17 protein-coding genes are annotated in these 17,726 nt (G+C 59.3%); 13 read left to right on the forward strand and 4 right to left on the reverse strand.

The genetic code is table 11. The annotated features are described in order from the left end of the window. Positions 1-54 precede the first annotated feature (54 nt). The 5 genes from KI614_RS15990 to KI614_RS16010 are packed head-to-tail and all read left to right on the forward strand — an operon-like array spanning position 55 to position 4,199. Positions 55-1,050 (forward strand): sulfate ABC transporter substrate-binding protein, encoded by a 996-nt coding sequence (locus KI614_RS15990; protein WP_226406919.1) that lies wholly within the window; start codon positions 55-57, stop codon positions 1,048-1,050. Positions 1,051-1,064: 14 nt separating this feature from the next. Further along, positions 1,065-1,838, forward strand: coding sequence for an EAL domain-containing protein (locus KI614_RS15995; RefSeq protein ID WP_226406921.1), 774 nt, complete (start codon positions 1,065-1,067; stop codon positions 1,836-1,838). A 14-nt stretch (positions 1,839-1,852) separates the two neighbouring features. After that, positions 1,853-2,785: a cysteine synthase A gene (cysK, locus tag KI614_RS16000; RefSeq protein WP_226406922.1), complete on the forward strand. Its 933-nt coding sequence runs from the start codon at positions 1,853-1,855 to the stop codon at positions 2,783-2,785. Continuing rightward, positions 2,782-3,912 (forward strand): MalY/PatB family protein, encoded by a 1,131-nt coding sequence (locus tag KI614_RS16005; RefSeq protein WP_226406923.1) that lies wholly within the window; start codon positions 2,782-2,784, stop codon positions 3,910-3,912. The genes cysK and KI614_RS16005 overlap by 4 nt, the downstream gene beginning before the upstream one ends. After that, positions 3,909-4,199 (forward strand): hypothetical protein, encoded by a 291-nt coding sequence (locus KI614_RS16010; protein ID WP_226406924.1) that lies wholly within the window; start codon positions 3,909-3,911, stop codon positions 4,197-4,199. Before KI614_RS16005 ends, KI614_RS16010 begins: the two co-directional genes overlap by 4 nt. Here the strand turns inward: KI614_RS16010 and KI614_RS16015 are convergent. Beyond that, complete coding sequence (locus KI614_RS16015; protein ID WP_226406925.1) at positions 4,174-4,761, reverse strand: 5-formyltetrahydrofolate cyclo-ligase; 588 nt, start codon at positions 4,759-4,761, stop codon at positions 4,174-4,176. The two genes, KI614_RS16010 and KI614_RS16015, sit on opposite strands and share 26 nt — an antisense overlap. 14 nt (positions 4,762-4,775) lie before the next feature. Here KI614_RS16015 and KI614_RS16020 point away from each other — a divergent pair, with 14 nt between their 5' ends. Genes KI614_RS16020 through KI614_RS16030 form a run of 3 tightly spaced genes read left to right on the forward strand, consistent with a single transcriptional unit; the run spans position 4,776 to position 8,962 of the window. Further along, complete coding sequence (locus tag KI614_RS16020) at positions 4,776-6,707, forward strand: lytic transglycosylase domain-containing protein (protein WP_226406926.1); 1,932 nt, start codon at positions 4,776-4,778, stop codon at positions 6,705-6,707. Positions 6,708-6,744: 37 nt separating this feature from the next. Beyond that, entirely contained in the window at positions 6,745-7,707 is a 963-nt protein-coding gene (locus tag KI614_RS16025; RefSeq protein ID WP_226406927.1) for a complex I NDUFA9 subunit family protein, read from the forward strand. 16 nt (positions 7,708-7,723) lie between these two features. Beyond that, positions 7,724-8,962 (forward strand): multifunctional CCA addition/repair protein, encoded by a 1,239-nt coding sequence (locus KI614_RS16030; RefSeq protein ID WP_226406928.1) that lies wholly within the window; start codon positions 7,724-7,726, stop codon positions 8,960-8,962. Here the strand turns inward: KI614_RS16030 and KI614_RS16035 are convergent. Then, positions 8,927-9,124, reverse strand: a complete 198-nt coding sequence (locus KI614_RS16035; RefSeq protein WP_203468017.1) for a DUF2905 domain-containing protein — start codon at positions 9,122-9,124, stop codon at positions 8,927-8,929. The two genes, KI614_RS16030 and KI614_RS16035, sit on opposite strands and share 36 nt — an antisense overlap. A 59-nt stretch (positions 9,125-9,183) precedes the next feature. Here KI614_RS16035 and KI614_RS16040 point away from each other — a divergent pair, with 59 nt between their 5' ends. Beyond that, entirely contained in the window at positions 9,184-9,990 is an 807-nt protein-coding gene (locus KI614_RS16040) for an alpha/beta hydrolase (RefSeq protein WP_226406929.1), read from the forward strand. Here KI614_RS16040 and KI614_RS16045 read toward each other — a convergent pair. Then, on the reverse strand, positions 9,980-10,171 hold the full coding sequence (locus tag KI614_RS16045) for a YjfB family protein (protein ID WP_226406930.1): 192 nt from the start codon (positions 10,169-10,171) through the stop codon (positions 9,980-9,982). The genes KI614_RS16040 and KI614_RS16045 overlap by 11 nt on opposite strands. A gap of 63 nt (positions 10,172-10,234) precedes the next feature. Between KI614_RS16045 and KI614_RS16050 the strand changes: the two genes are divergently transcribed. Beyond that, positions 10,235-11,197, forward strand: coding sequence for a hypothetical protein (locus tag KI614_RS16050; protein WP_226406931.1), 963 nt, complete (start codon positions 10,235-10,237; stop codon positions 11,195-11,197). A gap of 3 nt (positions 11,198-11,200) precedes the next feature. On the opposite strand, the gene KI614_RS16055 is transcribed toward KI614_RS16050, so the two are convergent. Then, positions 11,201-12,361 (reverse strand): class I SAM-dependent methyltransferase, encoded by a 1,161-nt coding sequence (locus tag KI614_RS16055; RefSeq protein ID WP_226406932.1) that lies wholly within the window; start codon positions 12,359-12,361, stop codon positions 11,201-11,203. Positions 12,362-12,457: 96 nt separating this feature from the next. On the opposite strand from KI614_RS16055, the gene KI614_RS16060 reads away from it, so the two are divergent. From KI614_RS16060 to ttcA, 3 genes are all read left to right on the forward strand, one after another. Beyond that, positions 12,458-13,600: an FIST signal transduction protein gene (locus KI614_RS16060; RefSeq protein WP_226406933.1), complete on the forward strand. Its 1,143-nt coding sequence runs from the start codon at positions 12,458-12,460 to the stop codon at positions 13,598-13,600. Positions 13,601-13,611: 11 nt separating this feature from the next. Further along, the gene (locus KI614_RS16065) at positions 13,612-16,725 is read left to right on the forward strand and encodes a response regulator (protein WP_226406934.1); all 3,114 of its coding nucleotides are present in this window, start codon (positions 13,612-13,614) and stop codon (positions 16,723-16,725) included. Between the two features lie 77 nt (positions 16,726-16,802). Further along, on the forward strand, positions 16,803-17,666 hold the full coding sequence (gene ttcA, locus KI614_RS16070) for a tRNA 2-thiocytidine(32) synthetase TtcA (protein WP_203469263.1): 864 nt from the start codon (positions 16,803-16,805) through the stop codon (positions 17,664-17,666). Positions 17,667-17,726: the final 60 nt, after the last annotated feature.

Below are 17,726 nucleotides of genomic sequence, written 5' to 3' on the forward strand. Positions count from 1 at the left end.
CGCACTACCTAAACTCCAGTCATCGCCATTTCGGCCCCATGACTGGAGTTTTTCATGCGCAAAATCATTCTTTCTGCGGCGTTGACCGCAGTATTCGCCCTGAGCAGCGCCTTTGCCCAGACCTCGCTGCTCAATGTGTCCTACGACCCGACCCGCGAGCTGTACAAGGACTTCAACGCTGCCTTCGGCAAGCACTGGCAGGGCAAGACCGGCCAGCAGATCAATTTCCGCCAGTCGCACGGCGGCTCGGGCAAACAGGCAATGGCCGTGCGCGACGGGTTGGAAGCCGATGTCGTCACCTTGGCGCTGGCTTACGATATCGACGCACTGGTCGAACGCAAGCTGATTCCGCCCGACTGGCAGAAGCGCTTTCCGAACAACTCCTCGCCTTACACCTCGACCATCGTCTTCCTCGTCCGCAAAGGCAATCCGAAAGCGATCAAGGACTGGGGCGACCTGGCCAAGCCGGGCGTCGGCGTGATCACCCCGAACCCGAAAACTTCGGGCGGCGCCCGCTGGAATTATCTGGCAGCTTGGGCCTGGGCGCTGAAGCAGCCGGGCGGCAACGAACAGAAGGCGGCCGAATTGCTCAAGGCCATTTTCAAGAATGTACCGGTACTCGATTCCGGCGCTCGTGGCTCGACGACCACCTTCGTCGAACGCGGCCTGGGCGACGTACTGATTGCCTGGGAAAACGAGGCGCAGCTGGCGGTCAACGAGATCGGCAAGGACAAATTCGAAATCGTCGCGCCCAGTCTCTCCATCCTCGCCGAGCCGCCGGTAGCAGTCGTCGACAAAGTCGTTGAAAAGCGCGGCACGCGCCTGACGGCCCAGGCTTACCTCGACTATCTGTACTCCGAAGAAGGCCAGAACATCGCCGCCAAACATTACTACCGGCCGCGTGATGCCAAGGTGGCGGCGAAGTATGCGGCCCAGTTCCCGAAGATCAAGCTGGTGACCATCGACGACACCTTCGGCGGCTGGCAGAAGGCACAAAAGACCCACTTTGCCGATGGCGGCAGCTTCGATCAGATTTATCTGAAGAAATAGCGCAGGAGAGCAACATGCCGCTGATCGACTTGATCCACTATTTCAACCGCAACAATGCCGTTGGCGAAAGCACGCTTTATCTTGAGGAAGGACGGGCCGCCGCCTGGCATGATGGGCTGCGCCTGCGTTCGCTGTTCCAGCCTATCGTCAATCTGCAAACCGGGCGAGTCGTCGGCCACCAGGCCTTGCTCGCCGCCGAGAACGAAGTCGGAGAGGCTCTGGACAGCGACGCTGCGTACCAGCGTTGCACGTCGGATGAGGCGGTCGTGCATTTCGACCGCCTGTGCCGCACCGTACATGCCCTGAATTTCCTCGCCCAGCACCGCCACGCCGGCGGCTACTTGCAGCTGTCTGTCCATCCCCGCCATTTGCTGGCCGTTCCCAGCCAGCACGGGCTGGTTTTCGAAACCATCCTCAAATGCTGCGGGCTTGCCCCGGTCGACATCGTTCTGGAGCTGAAAACCGGCATTCATCCGGATGATGCCCGATTCGCCGCAGCGGTTGAAAATTACCGCGAGCGCGGCTATCGGATTGCGTTCTCAAGCCAGGGCGAGCATCCGGAATTGTTTGCGCCGGATATCGTCAAATATCTGGTTACAACGCTCGGCACCCCATCCTTTCCCGCAGGGGCACTGATTCACGTCGATCAGCTGGACACGCGGGAAGATCTTGAAATCGCCCGGGCAAGCGGAGCGCGGCTAGGGCAGTGCATTCTTTTCGGGAATGCCGCCCGTGACTGCGTTTCTACCCACAAGCCCGATGGACTCGCCTACAATCTGCGCGACTGAACTCTGGAGCCACCATGAAAATCGCCAACAACATCACTGAACTGGTCGGCAATACCCCGCTGGTTCGCATCAATCACCTGAACGCCGGCAACGGTGCCACCATTGCTGCCAAGCTCGAATTTTTCAACCCCGGCCACAGCGTCAAGGACCGGATCGCCGTTGCCATGCTCGACGCAGCACAACTGGCCGGCAAAATCGGGCCGGACACCGTCGTCCTTGAGCCAACCTCGGGCAATACCGGCATCGGCCTGGCCATGGTCTGCGCCTCACGCGGCATCAAGTGCGCCTTTGTCATGCCGGAAACAATGAGCCGCGAGCGCAAGCTGCTGCTCAAGGCCTACGGCGCCGAGCTGATTCTGACGCCGGGCCCCGAAGGCATGGGCGGCGCAATCAAGAAAGCCGAAGAACTGGCCGCTGCCGATGCGCGCTACTTCATTCCGCAGCAATTTGAAAACCCGGCCAATCCGGCGGTTCACCGCAGCACGACGGCTGAAGAAATCTGGCGCGATACCGATGGCCAGGTGGATATCTTTGTTGCCGGCGTCGGCACGGGCGGCACAATAACCGGCGTCGGCGAAGTGCTCAAGGCACGGAAACCGGGCGTCAAGATCGTTGCCGTCGAGCCGGACGCTTCACCGGTACTGTCCGGCGGCGCCAAGGGACCACACCCGATTCAGGGGATTGGCGCCGGCTTCGTGCCGGGCGTGCTGAACACGGCCGCCTACGATGAAGTCATTCGCGTCAAGAATGAAGATGCCTTTGCCACGGCACGCCAAATGGCAACCGAAGAAGGCCTGCTGGTCGGCATTTCTTCCGGCGCAGCCACCTGGGCGGCACTCGAACTGGCCAAACGCCCAGAAAATGCCGGCAAGCTGATCGTCGTGATCATTCCGTCATTCGGCGAACGCTATCTGTCCACCGCTCTTTATCAGCACCTCGAAGTTTGAGTATTTTCGACCGCATCATCGACCGGCAAGCTTCCGGCTCCATTAAATGGAGCAAGTACGCCGGTCGCGACATCCTGCCCCTGTGGGTTGCCGATATGGATTTTGCAGCGCCGCCCGCGGTGCTTGAGGCGCTGCAAGAACGTCTGACGCATGCTGTCTTTGGCTATGGTCATGCGCCGACATCGCTCACAGAGTCAGTACTCACTCACCTTGTGAGCGAGTATCAATGGCAAGTGGAAGCTGACTGGATCGTTTGGCTGCCGGGTCTGGTCAGCGGGCTGAACATTGCCTGTCGTGCGATCGATGGCGAAGTGCTGACTGCCACGCCGATTTATCCGCCCTTCCTGTCGGCCCCGAAATTGTCCGGACGCGTACTCAACCGGGTCGATCTGGCCCAAACCGACGGGCGCTGGCATTGGGACAAAAATGCCCTGAGCGAGGCGTCGACCGCAGCAACCCGCCTTTTCCTGCTCTGCCATCCGCACAACCCGGTCGGCCGTTGCTGGAGCCGGGAGGAACTGCTCGATCTCGCGGCGTTTGCCGAGGCACGCGACCTGATCGTCTGTTCGGATGAAATCCACTGCGGCCTGATTCTCGACGCCGACAAGCACCACATCCCCTTCGCCAGTCTGTCGCCCGATGCGGCCAAGCGCAGTATCACGCTGATGGCCCCGTCGAAAACCTTCAATATTCCCGGCCTCGGCTGCGCTTTTGCCGTCATTCCGGATGCCGGCCTGCGCCGCCGTTTCCTGCGCGCCATGGATGGCATCGTGCCGCACGTCAATGTGCTCGGTCTGGCCGCCTGCGAAGCGGCCTATCGTGACTGCACCGAGTGGCATCACGAGCTGATCGCCTATCTGGCCGGCAATCGCGATTTACTGGAAGCTGCGGTCAACGCCATTCCGGGCATCAAAATGAGTCACGTCGAAGCCACTTACCTGGCCTGGATCGACGTGCGCTCACTCGGACTGGCTCAAGCGGCCGCCCACTTTGAAGCACACGGCCTCGGTTTGTCGGATGGCGCCGATTTTGGCGCTCCCGGCTGGCTCAGGTTGAATTTCGGCTGTCCGCGCAGCACGCTCGAAGAAGCCCTGCGGCGTTTCAAACAAGCCTGCACCGCACGATGAATCCCTACACGCTCGCTGTTTTTGCCCTGTTACTGGCCGCCGTTGCACAAACCAGTGCGGCCTGGATTGCGACCGAACTTTTCCTGCTCAAAGGGCAGGGCAGCACACGTCGTCGGGCCTGGTTGGCCATCTCACTGGCCGCAATGCTGCTCGCCCTGCAACACGGCAACGCCATCGAACTGGCCATGCGCACAGGGCTTTACGATCTGCGCCAGGCTTTGCTGGCGATGCTTGTTTCGCTGCTCTTCGCCCTCGGCCTGTTCAGCATCCGGCGGTCGACGGACTGAAAATGCCGTTTTCGGTGACGATCCAGTCGAGACGCTGATCGTGTATTTCCGGCCGGATGCTGTCCAGCCGGTTGATCTCGAAACCGACGCCGACCGCCAACGGGCGCGGCTCAAGCGCAGCCAGCGTCCGGTCAAAATAGCCACCGCCATAACCGAGCCGATAACCTGCAGCATCGAAGCCATTAAGTGGCAGCAAAATCAGGTCCGGATGGACAAATTCGCCATCCTGCGGCGTCGGAATCCCGTAACGGTCAGGACTGAGCTGCGTTGTCGCGGTCCACAAGCGAAATGCCAGCGGTTTGGCCTCGGCGACGACAACCGGTAAAGCCAGATGTACGCCTCGCTTTGCCCAGGGCTCGGCAATCGCCCGCACATCCGGTTCGTGTTTGATCGGCCAGCAAAATGCGGCAATCCGAGGCGCCGGCAGCCCGCTCAGCAAATGCCCGACAATCTCGGCCGACAAGGCCGCATGACGGGCTGGCGGCATGGCCGACCGGCGCGCCACCATCTCGCGCCGCAACGCCCGCCGCCAGCCCGTGTTATCCTCGATCAGCTCACTCATTCGTCAAATCTAGCATGAAGTTTCGCCTTCTCGTTTTAAGCCTGTCCCTTTCCTTCCCTCTTTTCGCGCAGGACAGCCGCGACCTCGCCTTCCTCACCGCCCGTGACGCCTTCCGGGCTGGCGACCGCAACAAGCTGGAGCGCGCAACCGCCCAACTCGGCAATCACGAACTGGCGCCTTACGTCGAAAGTTACCGTCTGCGCATGTGGATGGATCAGGGCGACGCCAGTGCGATGCGCACCTTCTTCGAGCGCAACGAGAAAAGCTATGTCGCCGAAAAGCTGCGCGTCGACTGGATTCGCTGGCTGGCCAAGCGTTCCACGTGGAACGAGGTGGAAACGGAATACGCCCGCCTGATCGCCCCGGAACCGGACGTCGTTTGCATCAACCAGCAAGCCCGTCTGGCGCGTGACGACAAAACCGTTCTCGATGAAGCCGCAAAACTCTGGCTGACCCAGCTTGAGCCGCCGGAACCATGTCGTCCGGTGATCGACGCACTGGTCAGCGGCCAACGCATGAGCAGCGACGATGTCTGGCAACGCGCCCGTCGCCAGATCGAGGCCAACCGCCCGGGCTGGGCCAAGACCACGCTGAATTACCTGCCGGACAGCCAGCTCCCGGAGAGTCGGGCGCTCGACAGTGCGATCAGCAATTCGATGGGCTATCTCGTCCGCCAGCCAGGCAACTGGGCGTCGAGCCGGGCAGGGCGCGAACTGGCAGCCATCGCCATTCAACGGATGGCAGCCAACGACCCACGTGCCGCAGCCGACGAGCTCGACAAGCTCAAGGGCAAGATGCAGGACTCTGAAAAGCAGTGGGCCTGGGGTCAGATCGGCCTGCAGGCCGCCAAGAAACACATGCCGGAAGCCGTGGCCTGGTTCAATGCCGCCGGCAAGACGACGCTTTCCGAAGATGCTTACCAATGGAAGGTACGTGCTGCACTGCGCGCCCAGGAATGGGGCACCGTCCTGAAAACCATTGAATCGATGCCGCCCGAACTGGCGGCCAGACCCGAATGGATCTACTGGCTGGGCCGCGCCCAGAAAGCCGGTGGCCGGACGACGGATGCCGATGCCTTGTTCGAAAAGATTGCCGGCCAGTCCAATTTCTACGGCAATCTGGCCGATGAGGAACTGGGTCGTAGCGTCATGCCACCGCCCAAGGCCAAACCGCCAACCAGCGAAGAACAAAAAACAGCGCGGGAAAATCCGGGCATTCGCCGGGCTCTCGCGTTTTTCCGGCTCGACATGCGAACAGAAGCCGTCAAGGAATGGAACTGGTCGCTGCGCGGCATGGATGATCGCGAACTGCTCGCCGCCGCCGACCTGGCCAAGCGTAACCAGATCTGGGACCGGGCGATCAACACCGCCGACCGGACCAAGAACGAACACGATTACAGCCTGCGCTTCCTCGCACCTTACGGCGAGCATGTCCGGCCGGCAGCCCAGAATCAATCGCTCGATGATGCCTGGGTGTACGGTCTGATGCGCCAGGAAAGCCGCTTTATTACCAGTGCAAAATCGAATGTCGGCGCCTCCGGGCTGATGCAGTTGATGCCGGCAACCGCCAAATGGGTGGCCAAGAAAATTGGCCTGCGCGAGTACAACCACAGCCAGGTGCACGACACGCAAACCAACGTCCTGCTCGGCACCAGCTACATGCGCCTGGTCATGGAAAACCTCGACAATCACCCGGTACTGGCTTCTGCCGCCTATAACGCCGGGCCGGGCCGGGCCAAGAAATGGCGCGCCGAGCGTCCGCTGGAAGGGGCAATCTATGCCGAAACCATCCCGTTCAGCGAAACACGCGACTACGTCAAGAAAGTCATGAGCAATGCGGTTTATTACTCGGCCCTGTTCAATGGCAAGCCGGATTCGCTGAAAGCCCGGCTGGGTGTCGTCGGCGCGCGCACATCGGATGCGCCAAAAGACGCAGATTTGCCTTAAAATTCAAGTTTTTCGAGTTTCGACTTCGGGGTTCCAGATGGCCATCAAAAAAGTCTTGTTGCTGGGGGGTAGCGGATTCATCGGTACCTATATCGCCAATCGCCTGTCGCAACGCGGTATCGAAGTCACGATTCCGACCCGTCGTCGCGAGCGCACCAAGGCGCTGATCATCCAGCCGAACATCGAGATGCCGGAAGCCAACATCCACTGCGAGCAAACGCTGGCCGCGTTGATGCAGGGTCAGGATGCCGTGATCAACCTGGTCGGCATCCTGCACAGCCGTGACGTCCAGCTGCCGTACAGCCGCGACTTCGCACAGGCGCACGTCGAACTGCCGAAGAAAATCATTGCGGCCTGCAAAACAGCCGGCGTCCGTCGTCTGGTGCACATGAGCGCCCTGCAGGCCGACTCGAAAGGCCCGTCCGAATACCTCTGCTCCAAGGGTGATGGTGAAGCCCTCGTGCTCGCCGCCAAGAACGAACTCGATGTCACGGTTTTCCGTCCGTCGGTCATTTTCGGCCTCGGCGACTCCTTCCTGAACACCTTTGCTTCCGCCCTGAAGAAGCTGCCGATCTTCCCGCTCGGTTTCGGCCATGCCCGCTTCCAGCCTGTCTGGGCGGCAGACGTAGCCGATGCTTTCGTCGACAGCCTGAGCGACGAAGCCACTTTCGGCCAGACCTACGAACTGGTCGGCCCCAAGGTTTACACGCTACGCGAACTGGTGGACTACACCGCTGAGCTGACTGGCAGCAATGCCACCATTCTGCCCCTGTCGGAAGGCTGGGCCTATCTGCAGGCCGGGTTGATGTGGCTGGCACCGAATCCGCTGCTTTCGCCGGACAACCTGCGCTCGATGCAGGTCGACAGCGTCGGCCAGCCGGGTGCCACGGTATTGGCCCACTGGCAGCCGACGGCCCTCGAAGCCATCGCCCCGTCCTACATCGCGCTCAACACGCCGAAGGGCAAGCTCGACAGCTTCCGCTTCCGCGCCGGGCGCTAAGCCCGCCGGCCCGACCGTGCAGATTTACATCGTCGGCGGCGCTGTCCGCGACGAATTGCTCGGACGGGCCAATGCCGACCGCGATTACGTCGTCGTCGGCGCCACCCCGGAAACCATGCAGGCCCATGGTTTCCGTCCGGTCGGCAAGGATTTCCCGGTGTTTCTCCATCCCAAAACGCAGGAGGAGTACGCACTGGCCCGCACCGAACGCAAGTCCGGTCACGGTTACCACGGTTTCACCTTCCACGCGGCGGCCGATGTCACGCTTGAAGAAGATCTCGCCCGGCGCGATCTGACGATCAATGCCATGGCCAAGGGCGATGATGGCCAGTTGGTCGACCCTTTTCACGGTCAACGCGACTTGGCGGCCAAAATCCTGCGCCATGTCGGTCCGGCTTTTGCCGAAGATCCGGTACGCATCCTGCGCATTGCCCGTTTTGCCGCTCGTTTCAGCGACTTTAGCGTTGCCCCGGAAACAATGGGGCTGATGCGCCAGATGGTCGATTGCGGCGAGGTCGATCACCTTGTTGCCGAACGTGTCTGGCAGGAAGTGGCCAAAGGCCTGATGGAAGACCAGCCATCGCGCATGTTCGAAGTGCTGCGCGAGTGTGGTGCGCTGCTGCGCCTGATGCCGGAACTCGACAAGCTGTTCGGTGTGCCTCAGCGCCCCGACTACCACCCTGAAGTCGATACCGGCATACACACGCTGATGGTCATCGACCAATCGGCCCGGCGCGGTTTCGGGCTGGCCGTGCGCTATGCGGCGCTGACCCACGATCTCGGCAAGGGTGAAACGCCGGCCGACATCCTGCCGCGCCACATTGGTCACGAAGAACGCAGCGTTCGCCTGGCCGAACAACTGGGCGCTCGCCTCAAGGTCCCGAACGACTGCCGTGACCTGGCTTTCCTGATGGCGCGCTACCACGGCAACGTGCATCGCTCTGCCGACCTGAAAGCCAGCACCATCGTCACGCTTTTCGAGAAAACCGACGCGCTGCGTCGCCCGGAGCGTTTCAAGCAATTGCTCGACACCTGCCTGTGTGACTACACCGGTCGGCTGGGTTGGGAAAACCGGCCTTACCACAGCCCGCAACGGCTGCTGGACGCCCTTGCTGCGGTCAACCGGGTCGAAGCCGGGAAAATCGCGGCCGCCTGCAGCGATAAGGGGAGCATTCCCGAACGCATTCATCAGGCACGGGTCAAGGCCGTCCAGGCGCTCTCAGATGATGCGGGAAACCAGCCAGAGCAGCAGTGAGAAAATCAGGGTCGAAGCAAACGGAAAAGCGTAAGTCCGGCCCCTAAAGCGAAAAGCCGTATCACCCGGCAGCTTGCCGAAGCGAATAAAGCGCGCCAGATGCGGGCTGATGATGCCCAGCAGAAAAATCGCGATAACCAGCGTCAAGATCCATTTCAACATTTTGCCTTGCACAGCAGGGTGAAAGTCGCATTTAATCACGCTTCACCCAACGGATTCCCATGCTCAAAAATCAAATCGTTGAAGGGCTAGAAGTTTTTTCCTGCCTGCCTGCCAAGAAAACAAAACGTCCGCCCGTCCTCTTCGTGCACGGCGCTTTTGCCGGCGGCTGGATGTGGACCGAAACCTTCATGCCGTTTCTCGCCAAGGCCGGCTATCCCTGTTACGCCGTGTCGCTGCGCGGTCACGGTGGCAGCCATGGCCGCGACCAGATCGACTGGCATTCGGTCACCGATTACGTCGACGACATCGGCACGGTGGTCGACTGGCTGGGCGAAACGCCGGTCCTGGTCGGACACTCGATGGGCGGCTTCATCGTCCAGAAATACCTTGAGCGTCATCAAGTACCGGGCGCCGCACTGGTCTGCTCGGTGCCGCCGCAGGGCCTGATTGCCGCACAATTCCACCTGATGTTCCAGAAACCGCAATTGTTCATGGACATCAACCGGATCATGAGCGGCAATTACCCGGATACCGAAATCCTGCGCGAAGCGCTGTTTGCCGGTGAAATCGACGAAACCATGCTGGCCGCCTGGCTCGACCGGATGCAGCCGGAATCGCACCGTGCGCTGTGGGACATGTCGATGTTCAATCTGCCCAATCTGCACGCCATGCATCGTCCGCCCATGCTGATCCTGGGAGCCGAACTTGATGTACTGGTTCCCGCCTTCCTGGTCCAGACCACTGGGCAGACCTATGGATTGCCGGCCCATATTTTCCGCGGCATGGGCCATGCCGTCACCCATGAAAAGGAATGGCCGCTCGTTGCCGCCGCCTTGCAGGACTGGCTGGCCGAAATCAGGCCTTGATATCGACGCTGTTACCCAGATTCGGTGGATTGTTCGGCACATCGGGTAGTGCAGCAATCAATTGCATGGCACTTTGCGCCTGAATATCCATCGCTTTCTTGAGCACCAGCGTCCCGACCGCATCTCCGGTCTGGGCTTGTGCGAGGGCAGAAGAAAGACTGCCGAGTGAGGAAATATCCATGTTGCTCTTGCTCCAATCCGGAGAAAATACTACTTTAGTACAGTTATAAAACCTGTCAAAGCAATGAGCCAGCACGACGCACCTGACACCTCTTCTGCCATTCTTCGGGCCATCCAGGCCAAACGGGATCGCAGCACGGAGCGCACCACCGATATCGCCGCATTTGAATCATCATTGCTCGCCGATATTGCGACATTTGATCTCGATGCTGCCGAGAAACGTGCCCAACAAGAGCATGTTGCTGCGTCAAGAGCTGGCATGAGCGATCCGCAACTGGTTTTCCCTGCGCTCGCCCCAAACCGCACCAGTGCCTCCCCAGCAACGGCCAAGCCGCAAGCAAAATCAGCCGATCAGGCTGCGTTGACCGTGGAAAAGCGCGGCGGTCTGCTCGACCAGCTACGTCAGCAGGCGGATGTTCGGCAGCGTGAACTGCATTCCGCCCTGGCCCAGCGCACGTCCTCGAACGTCGCCATCGACCAGGCATTGAACTATCTGTTTTTCTATCTGCACGACTTTGTCCAGCAACTCAATGTCGTCAAACCAGAAATCCCGCGCGAATACGTTCTGCTGGATACGATCAAGCTCAACCGGCTCAACTGGCAGGAAGGTTTTTCGGATTACCGCAAGCAATCGCAGGGTGACGGCGCCCTGATCGAACTGGTGACTTTTTCATACTCGCTGAGCAGCCCCGGAACGATCATCGTCGAACGCGAGGGACTGGCGATCGAGCGTTTCCGTACACAACTCTTCGATTTCGGCCTGCAGTTCACCTGCAAGGAATTCCGCAACCAGCGCCGCTTTGTCGAACGTGCAGAATTCGAAATTCAGCCTCAAATCAGTGTCAATGCACGCTGGAAGGCTGATTTCGACAAAGGCGTCCTAATCCTCGAAACACGCAATCTGGAACGCCTGGGCAGCGCCATTTTCACCATTTCGCCGCTGCAGCTCGATGATGCGCTGCTCGATGAATTCGGCCGACTGATTCTTGGTCAGCCGAATCAATTCCGCGAGCTGGCCAGACGCTGAAGATCAGAGACGGTGACTCTGGTCGCCACTCTTGAAGCCGCACAGGCTGTCTTCGATATTTCGCCCGATGGCGATCACTTTGAACAGCTCGCCCATCTCGTGCGGCATCAGCAGTTTGTTCACCGCTCCGCTCGCCCGGATGTATGTCGGCGTCGCCTGGGGCAGAGCCGCCAGGCACTCGAGAATGCCGCAATTGAGCAAAAACTGGCCCTGACTGGTATAGCCAAGAAGCTCCAGGCCGGCACCATGGGCAGCCGCGATAATCGCCGTGAAATCGACGTGGACCGTGACATCCTGCAAACCGGGCAGATAAAACGGATCCGGATGCGCATGATGACGGTAGTGGCACATCAAGGTCCCGCGCCCGCGTTGCTGGTGATAAAACTCACGCCTTGGGAACCCGTAGTCGATCAATAGCAACGCACCGCACTGCAAGCGATGTCCCCATTCTGCCGCCCAGGCGCCCGCCGCCAGACTGATTTCACTTTCGAAACCCGGCGGCAGGTGACATTGCTCGCCAATTTTTTCTGCCGCGGCCAAGAGCGCACCGGTTGCGGGTCGTTCGATCCACGTGAAACATCCCTCTGGGGAAATGCCGACACAGCGTTCGGCGATAGCCGGGTCGCGCCACGCGACAATATCGGCCGGCATGGCATCGAGTAGCTCGTTGGCCAGGACAACACCGGAAAACTGATCGGGCAGGGCATCCAGCCAGGTCACCCGTGAAAGCAGGTGAGGGGCGGCTTGAGCCAGCGTTTCCTGCTGCCGTTGCCGCAGGTCAGCCGATAAATCAAGAATCAGGTACTGGGTTGGCAGCGCATTGATTTGTTCAAGAGCCAGCAGCAAATCGGCCGCCAGGCGACCGGAGCCGGCCCCCACTTCGAGGATGACCGGCGCTGACAGTTGCATGATCTGTGCAACCTGATGCGCCACTGCCTGGCCGAAAAGAGGCGTCATTTCCGGAGAAGTGACAAAATCACCAGCCGCGCCAAACTTGCGTGCCCCCGCGGTGTAGTAGCCAAGACCCGGCGCATAGAGGACCAACTCCATGAAACGGCTGAACGAAATTTGGCCGGAATTCCTGGATATTTCGTCTGAAATCAATTGCTTCAAAGACTCGCTATGGGCGAGAGCGTCTGGATCCGGCACGGGAAGATTCATCATGATGTCACTGTTTTAGTCAGATTTAAGCCGCAAAATTACAAAAACCGGCCTTATTTGTGATATTTTTGTCATAAATACACGCCAAAGGGAAGCGTCATGCACATCAAACAGATTGTCATTCGGAAAGCAGCCGAGCTGAACAGCAAACTCGCTTCTTTATCGCTGGCCGATCCCGATCTGCTGCTTCTTTTCGGCTCCGTACCCCAAATGACCGAACCCGGTCTGTCCGATACATTGCGTGCCGCATTCCCCAAAGCCCGACAACTCGGTTGTTCAACGGCAGGGGAAATCACTTCTGACGGTGTCGATGATGGAAGCTGCACGATCACCGCTGTCAAATTTGCCACTACACGCTTACTTGCGGCCAGCACGCAGCTTACCGGAATGGCCGACTCCTTTGGGGCCGGCGAACGCATTGGCCGGCAACTTGCTGCGGTCGACCTGAAAACCGTGCTGATTTTCGGCCCGGGGGTCAATATCAATGGCAGCGCCCTGGTTGACGGACTGACCAGCATCATCGGCAATGCAGTGCCGATCACCGGCGGTTTGGCCGGCGATGGTGGTGCATTCAAGCAGACATTCACGCTTGGCCAGGAAGGCGTTTCCGAACATGGGGTCGTCGCTATCGGTCTGTGCGGCAACGCTCTGTCCTTCGGCCATGGCTCCTTCGGCGGCTGGGAACCCTTCGGCCCGGCCCGCAAGGTGACGCGCTGCGAGGGTAATATTCTTTACGAACTCGATGGCGAGCCGGCGCTCGACATCTACAAACGCTATCTTGGCGAACACGCCCAGGACCTGCCGGCCTCTGGCCTGTTGTTTCCTTTTGCGATGCTCGGCGAGGATCACAACGCCATCGGTCTGATTCGCACCATCCTGGGCGTCGATGAAACCAGCGGCAGCCTGACCCTTGCTGGAGAAATCAACGTTAATGGTTATCTCAAGCTGATGCACGCCAGTACGGATAAACTGGTCAACGGGGCCGAGGCAGCTGCTGAAGCAGCCAAATCCTTGCTCGAAGCACCCGGAGAATCACTGGCCATCCTGGTCAGCTGCGTTGGCCGCAAATTGGTCATGGGTACCCGCGTTGATGAGGAAGTCGAAGCCGTTGCCGAGATTTTCGGCAGCAAAGCCGTCCTCACCGGGTTTTATTCTTATGGTGAAATCAGCCCATTCACACCGGGCACATCCTGCAAGCTGCATAATCAGACAATGACCATCACCTACCTCGGAGAAGTCTGAACCGACAAGCCATGCAAAAGACCCTTCTGCGCCAGCTTAAACGCAGCATCGGCGTCGCCGATGAGACGGAACTCGCTCGTTTGCTGGCCACCCTGCAGGCGGCAGCTGAAACGGCTGATCCGGCGTTGCAGGGGCTGCTGGCCGGATTTGGGGATTTGCTTGAGCGGGTCGGCAGTTGCTACGATCAATACGAGCGTGACCTTGAGTTGCGCACGCGCAGCCTTGAAATCTCATCAGGCGAACTGTCGGCAACCAACGACAAGCTGCGCAACGAACTGGCCGGGCGTGAAAGTGCACTCAAATCGCTGCGCGCAGTTGCCCGGGATTTGCTGCCGCAAAGCGATCCGCTTGAAAATGAGCAGGCGCTGGCCGATGACGATATCGCTGTCCTGTCGCAAAAAATCGGGGAGCTGGTCGCTGAAAGTGAGCAAGGTCGCCGCCAGTTGGCCAACCAGAAATTTGCCCTCGACCAGCACGCCATCGTCAGCATCACCGATGCCAACGGTACCATTCTTTACGCCAACGATCGGTTTTGTGCGATCAGTGGCTACACGCTTGAAGAACTGATCGGGCAGAACCATCGCATCGTCAATTCAGGCATGCATCCGACGTCGCTGTTCCGCGACATGTGGGGCACGATCAGCCTCGGTCAGGTGTGGCATGGCGAAATGTGCAACCGGGCCCGGAACGGCGACCTTTACTGGGTCAATGCGACCATCGTTCCCTTGCTCGATGAAGCCGGGCAGCCGGAGCAATATATCGGCATCCGGACCGAAATCACCGACCGAAAACTGATGGAAAGCCAGTTGTCAGAACAACTGCACCTGGTCGAGGAGTTGATCGAAGCCATCCCGCTGCCGGTCTACATGAAGAATACCGCCGGACGTTACATGCGGCTCAACCGCGCCTTCGAGTTGATGTTCAATGTCCGCCGCGAGGATTTCATCGGACGCACACTGTTCGATGTGCTTTCGCCGGAAGATGCCCGTATCCATGCCGAGAAGGACGCCGAACTCTTCGCCGTCAAAGGCACCCAGATTTACGAGGCATCGGTGCACAACCAGGACGGCCTGCGCTTTGACACGATTTATCGCAAAGCGTCGCTCAACCGGCGGGATGGCAGCCCTTACGGTCTGCTTGGCACGATCATCGACATTACCGAGCGCAAACAGGCCGAAGCCGCCAGCCTGCTCGCCAAGGAGGCGGCCGAAGCGGCCAGCCGGGCAAAGAGCGATTTTCTGGCCAATATGAGTCATGAAATCCGTACGCCGATGAACGGCATCATCGGCATGACGGATTTGGCCCTGGATACGGCGTTGACCGAAGAACAGCGCGAATTCCTGAGCATCGTCAAATCATCGTCCGAAGCCTTGCTGACGATCATCAACGATATCCTCGATTTTTCAAAAATCGAAGCCGGCAAACTGTTGGTCGAGCATATTTCCTTCGATCTCCATCGTGTCATTGCCGATACCTTGAAGACGCTGGCCCTGCGCGCCCATGAGAAAAACATCGAGCTGGTTTGCGAGATCCAGCATGATGTTCCGCGCCAGGTCATCGGTGATCCCAGCCGGATTCGTCAGGTTCTGCTCAATCTCATCGGCAACGCGATCAAGTTTACCGAAAAGGGCGAAATTGCCCTCAAAACCTCGTTGACCGCAAAACTCGACCCGCAGGCCACGATCCAGTTTTCCGTCCGCGACACCGGCATCGGCATCAGCCAGGACAAGCAGCTGCTGATCTTCGACGCCTTCTCGCAGGAAGACACCTCGACAACCCGCAAATACGGCGGTACCGGCCTCGGCCTGTCGATCTCACGTCGCCTTGTCGAACTGATGGGCGGAGAAATGGGCTTGATCAGCGAGCCGGGGAAGGGCAGCACCTTCCATTTCGCCATCCCGCTGGAGATCGATGCCCAACCGGCCCCCATGCCCGCCTGCCAGATTGATCTACGCGGGCGACGGATGCTGATCGTCGATGACAACGCAACGAACCGTCGCGTCCTGTGCGGCATGCTTGCCGCCTGGAACGTGATCACCGAAGACGTCGATTCAGGCAGCGCAGCGCTGGTCCTGATGCGCAATGACACCCGCGGCTTCGACTGCATCATCCTTGATGCCCACATGCCGGAGATGGATGGCTATGCACTGGCCAGTTGTCTGCGCAGCGAACATGCCGATTTGCCCCCGATGCTGATGCTCTCATCCGGTGCCATGCGCGGCGATGGCCAACGATGCCAGGAAGCCGGTATCGCCGGCTTCTTCTCGAAGCCGATCGCCTCGGAAGAACTGCTTGCCGCACTCTGTCGGGTTTTCGACAACGCAAGCCGCGAACCATCGGCACCGCCAACCCAGTTGGTCACACGCCATGCACTGCGCGAATTGCAGCGTACGCTGGATATCCTGCTGGTCGAAGATCATCCGACCAATCAGAAACTGGCTCTCGGCCTGCTGGAAAAATGGGGACATCGGACCACCCTGGCCAAACACGGCCAGGAAGCGCTGGATATTCTCGATCACCAATCGTTCGACCTGATCCTGATGGATATGCAGATGCCGGTCATGGGCGGGCTAGATGCAACACGCCTGTTCCGCGAGCGCGAGGCCATCAAACAACAGGTGCGGACACCGATCATTGCCATGACGGCGGCAGCAATGCAGGGCGACAGGGAAGCCTGTTTCCGGGCAGGCATGGATGACTACATCTCGAAGCCGATCAAGACCAAGGAGCTGCTTGAGAAACTGCTCGGTTTCGGGGCACGAATCGACCCGCCGGACGAGGAACCCGGTGCCTTCGACTATGCCGCAGCACTGCGCAGCGCAGACCGCGAGACTGTCGAAATCATTGCCGACGTTTTTCTCGACACCTGGGAGCGCGATCTCGCTCGCATGCGTGATGCGCTAACCGACAACGATGCTGCAACGCTCGAACGACTGGCCCACAGTTTTCGGGGATCGCTCGCCTGTTTTGCAGCAGAGCCCGCCGTACGGGTCGCCAGTAGCCTTGAAGTACGGGCCAAAAATGTTCAACTCGACGGTATTGCGCAGGAAATCGATTCGCTGGAAACAGAAATTCGTGCGATCTCACGTCATCTAGTCGCTATCAGCAAGCACCCGGCAAGGTAAACTCGCCCCTTTTTCACGGTCGACCGCAGTCTTTTGTCTGATTTCCGGCAAGCAGACGGCAAATGCGCAAATTCATCATGACGATCTCAAACACTCTGCAAAAACTCCGCAAATCCCTCGAAAGCCGCACCGGCAAAGCCATTGCCGACTACAACATGATCGAGGATGGTGACACCGTACTCGTCTGCCTGTCTGGCGGGAAAGACTCCTACACGCTGCTCTCCGTCCTGATGGCCTTGCAACAACGCGCACCGATCAAGTTCCGCCTGATCGCCATGAATCTCGACCAGAAGCAGCCCGGCTTTCCGGCCGATGTCTTGCCGCGCTATCTCGATTCGGTGGGGATTGAGTATCGGATTGTCGAATCCGACACCTATTCGATCGTCAAAGACAAGATTCCGGAAGGTAAAACCACCTGTTCGCTCTGTTCCCGCCTGCGTCGCGGCATCATTTACCGTACCGCCAAAGAGTTGGGGGCCAACAAGATCGCCCTCGGCCACCACCGTGACGACATGGTGCACACGCTGTTCCTGAACCTGCTGTTTGGTGGCAAGCTGAAAGCCATGCCCCCAAAACTGGTCACTGACGACAAGGCACACATCGTGATTCGTCCGCTGGCCTATTGTGCCGAGAGCGATATTGCCAAATTTGCCCGCGGCATGGAGTTCCCGATCATTCCTTGCAACCTCTGCGGCTCGCAGGAAAATCTGCAGCGCCAGAAAATCAAGGAAATGATGGCCGACTGGGACAAACGTTTTCCGGGCCGGACCGAATCGGTGCTCACCGCAATGCAGAATGTCGTGCCATCCCATCTCGCCGACAACCGGTTTTTCGACTTCAAAGGCCAGACGCTGGACACCGCCATCGAAGAAGGCGATATTGCTTTTGATGCCCCGGAAATGCCATTGTCAGGTAGCATTCCAATCAACCTGTCATTTTAATCCGAACTCCCTTTCGCCACTTCCGCCACTGATCCGGTATGAGCCAAGCGCAACAAAGAC

This window comes from Dechloromonas denitrificans, from assembly GCF_020510665.1.
Lineage (GTDB): Bacteria > Pseudomonadota > Gammaproteobacteria > Burkholderiales > Rhodocyclaceae > Azonexus > Azonexus denitrificans_B.

Excerpts from the sequence above, each read along its gene's own strand:
- KI614_RS15990 (WP_226406919.1), top strand. The coding sequence starts at position 55 with ATGCGCAAAATCATTCTTTCTGCGGCGTTGACCGCAGTATTCGCCCTG.
- KI614_RS16020 (WP_226406926.1), top strand. The coding sequence starts at position 4,776 with ATGAAGTTTCGCCTTCTCGTTTTAAGCCTGTCCCTTTCCTTCCCTCTT.
- cysK (WP_226406922.1), top strand. The coding sequence starts at position 1,853 with ATGAAAATCGCCAACAACATCACTGAACTGGTCGGCAATACCCCGCTG.
- KI614_RS15995 (WP_226406921.1), top strand. The coding sequence starts at position 1,065 with ATGCCGCTGATCGACTTGATCCACTATTTCAACCGCAACAATGCCGTT.
- KI614_RS16050 (WP_226406931.1), top strand. The coding sequence starts at position 10,235 with ATGAGCCAGCACGACGCACCTGACACCTCTTCTGCCATTCTTCGGGCC.
- KI614_RS16040 (WP_226406929.1), top strand. The coding sequence starts at position 9,184 with ATGCTCAAAAATCAAATCGTTGAAGGGCTAGAAGTTTTTTCCTGCCTG.
- KI614_RS16025 (WP_226406927.1), top strand. The coding sequence starts at position 6,745 with ATGGCCATCAAAAAAGTCTTGTTGCTGGGGGGTAGCGGATTCATCGGT.
- KI614_RS16055 (WP_226406932.1), bottom strand. The coding sequence starts at position 12,361 with ATGATGAATCTTCCCGTGCCGGATCCAGACGCTCTCGCCCATAGCGAG.
- KI614_RS16010 (WP_226406924.1), top strand. The coding sequence starts at position 3,909 with ATGAATCCCTACACGCTCGCTGTTTTTGCCCTGTTACTGGCCGCCGTT.
- KI614_RS16065 (WP_226406934.1), top strand. The coding sequence starts at position 13,612 with ATGCAAAAGACCCTTCTGCGCCAGCTTAAACGCAGCATCGGCGTCGCC.
- ttcA (WP_203469263.1), top strand. The coding sequence starts at position 16,803 with ATGACGATCTCAAACACTCTGCAAAAACTCCGCAAATCCCTCGAAAGC.
- KI614_RS16060 (WP_226406933.1), top strand. The coding sequence starts at position 12,458 with ATGCACATCAAACAGATTGTCATTCGGAAAGCAGCCGAGCTGAACAGC.
- KI614_RS16015 (WP_226406925.1), bottom strand. The coding sequence starts at position 4,761 with ATGAGTGAGCTGATCGAGGATAACACGGGCTGGCGGCGGGCGTTGCGG.
- KI614_RS16035 (WP_203468017.1), bottom strand. The coding sequence starts at position 9,124 with ATGTTGAAATGGATCTTGACGCTGGTTATCGCGATTTTTCTGCTGGGC.
- KI614_RS16045 (WP_226406930.1), bottom strand. The coding sequence starts at position 10,171 with ATGGATATTTCCTCACTCGGCAGTCTTTCTTCTGCCCTCGCACAAGCC.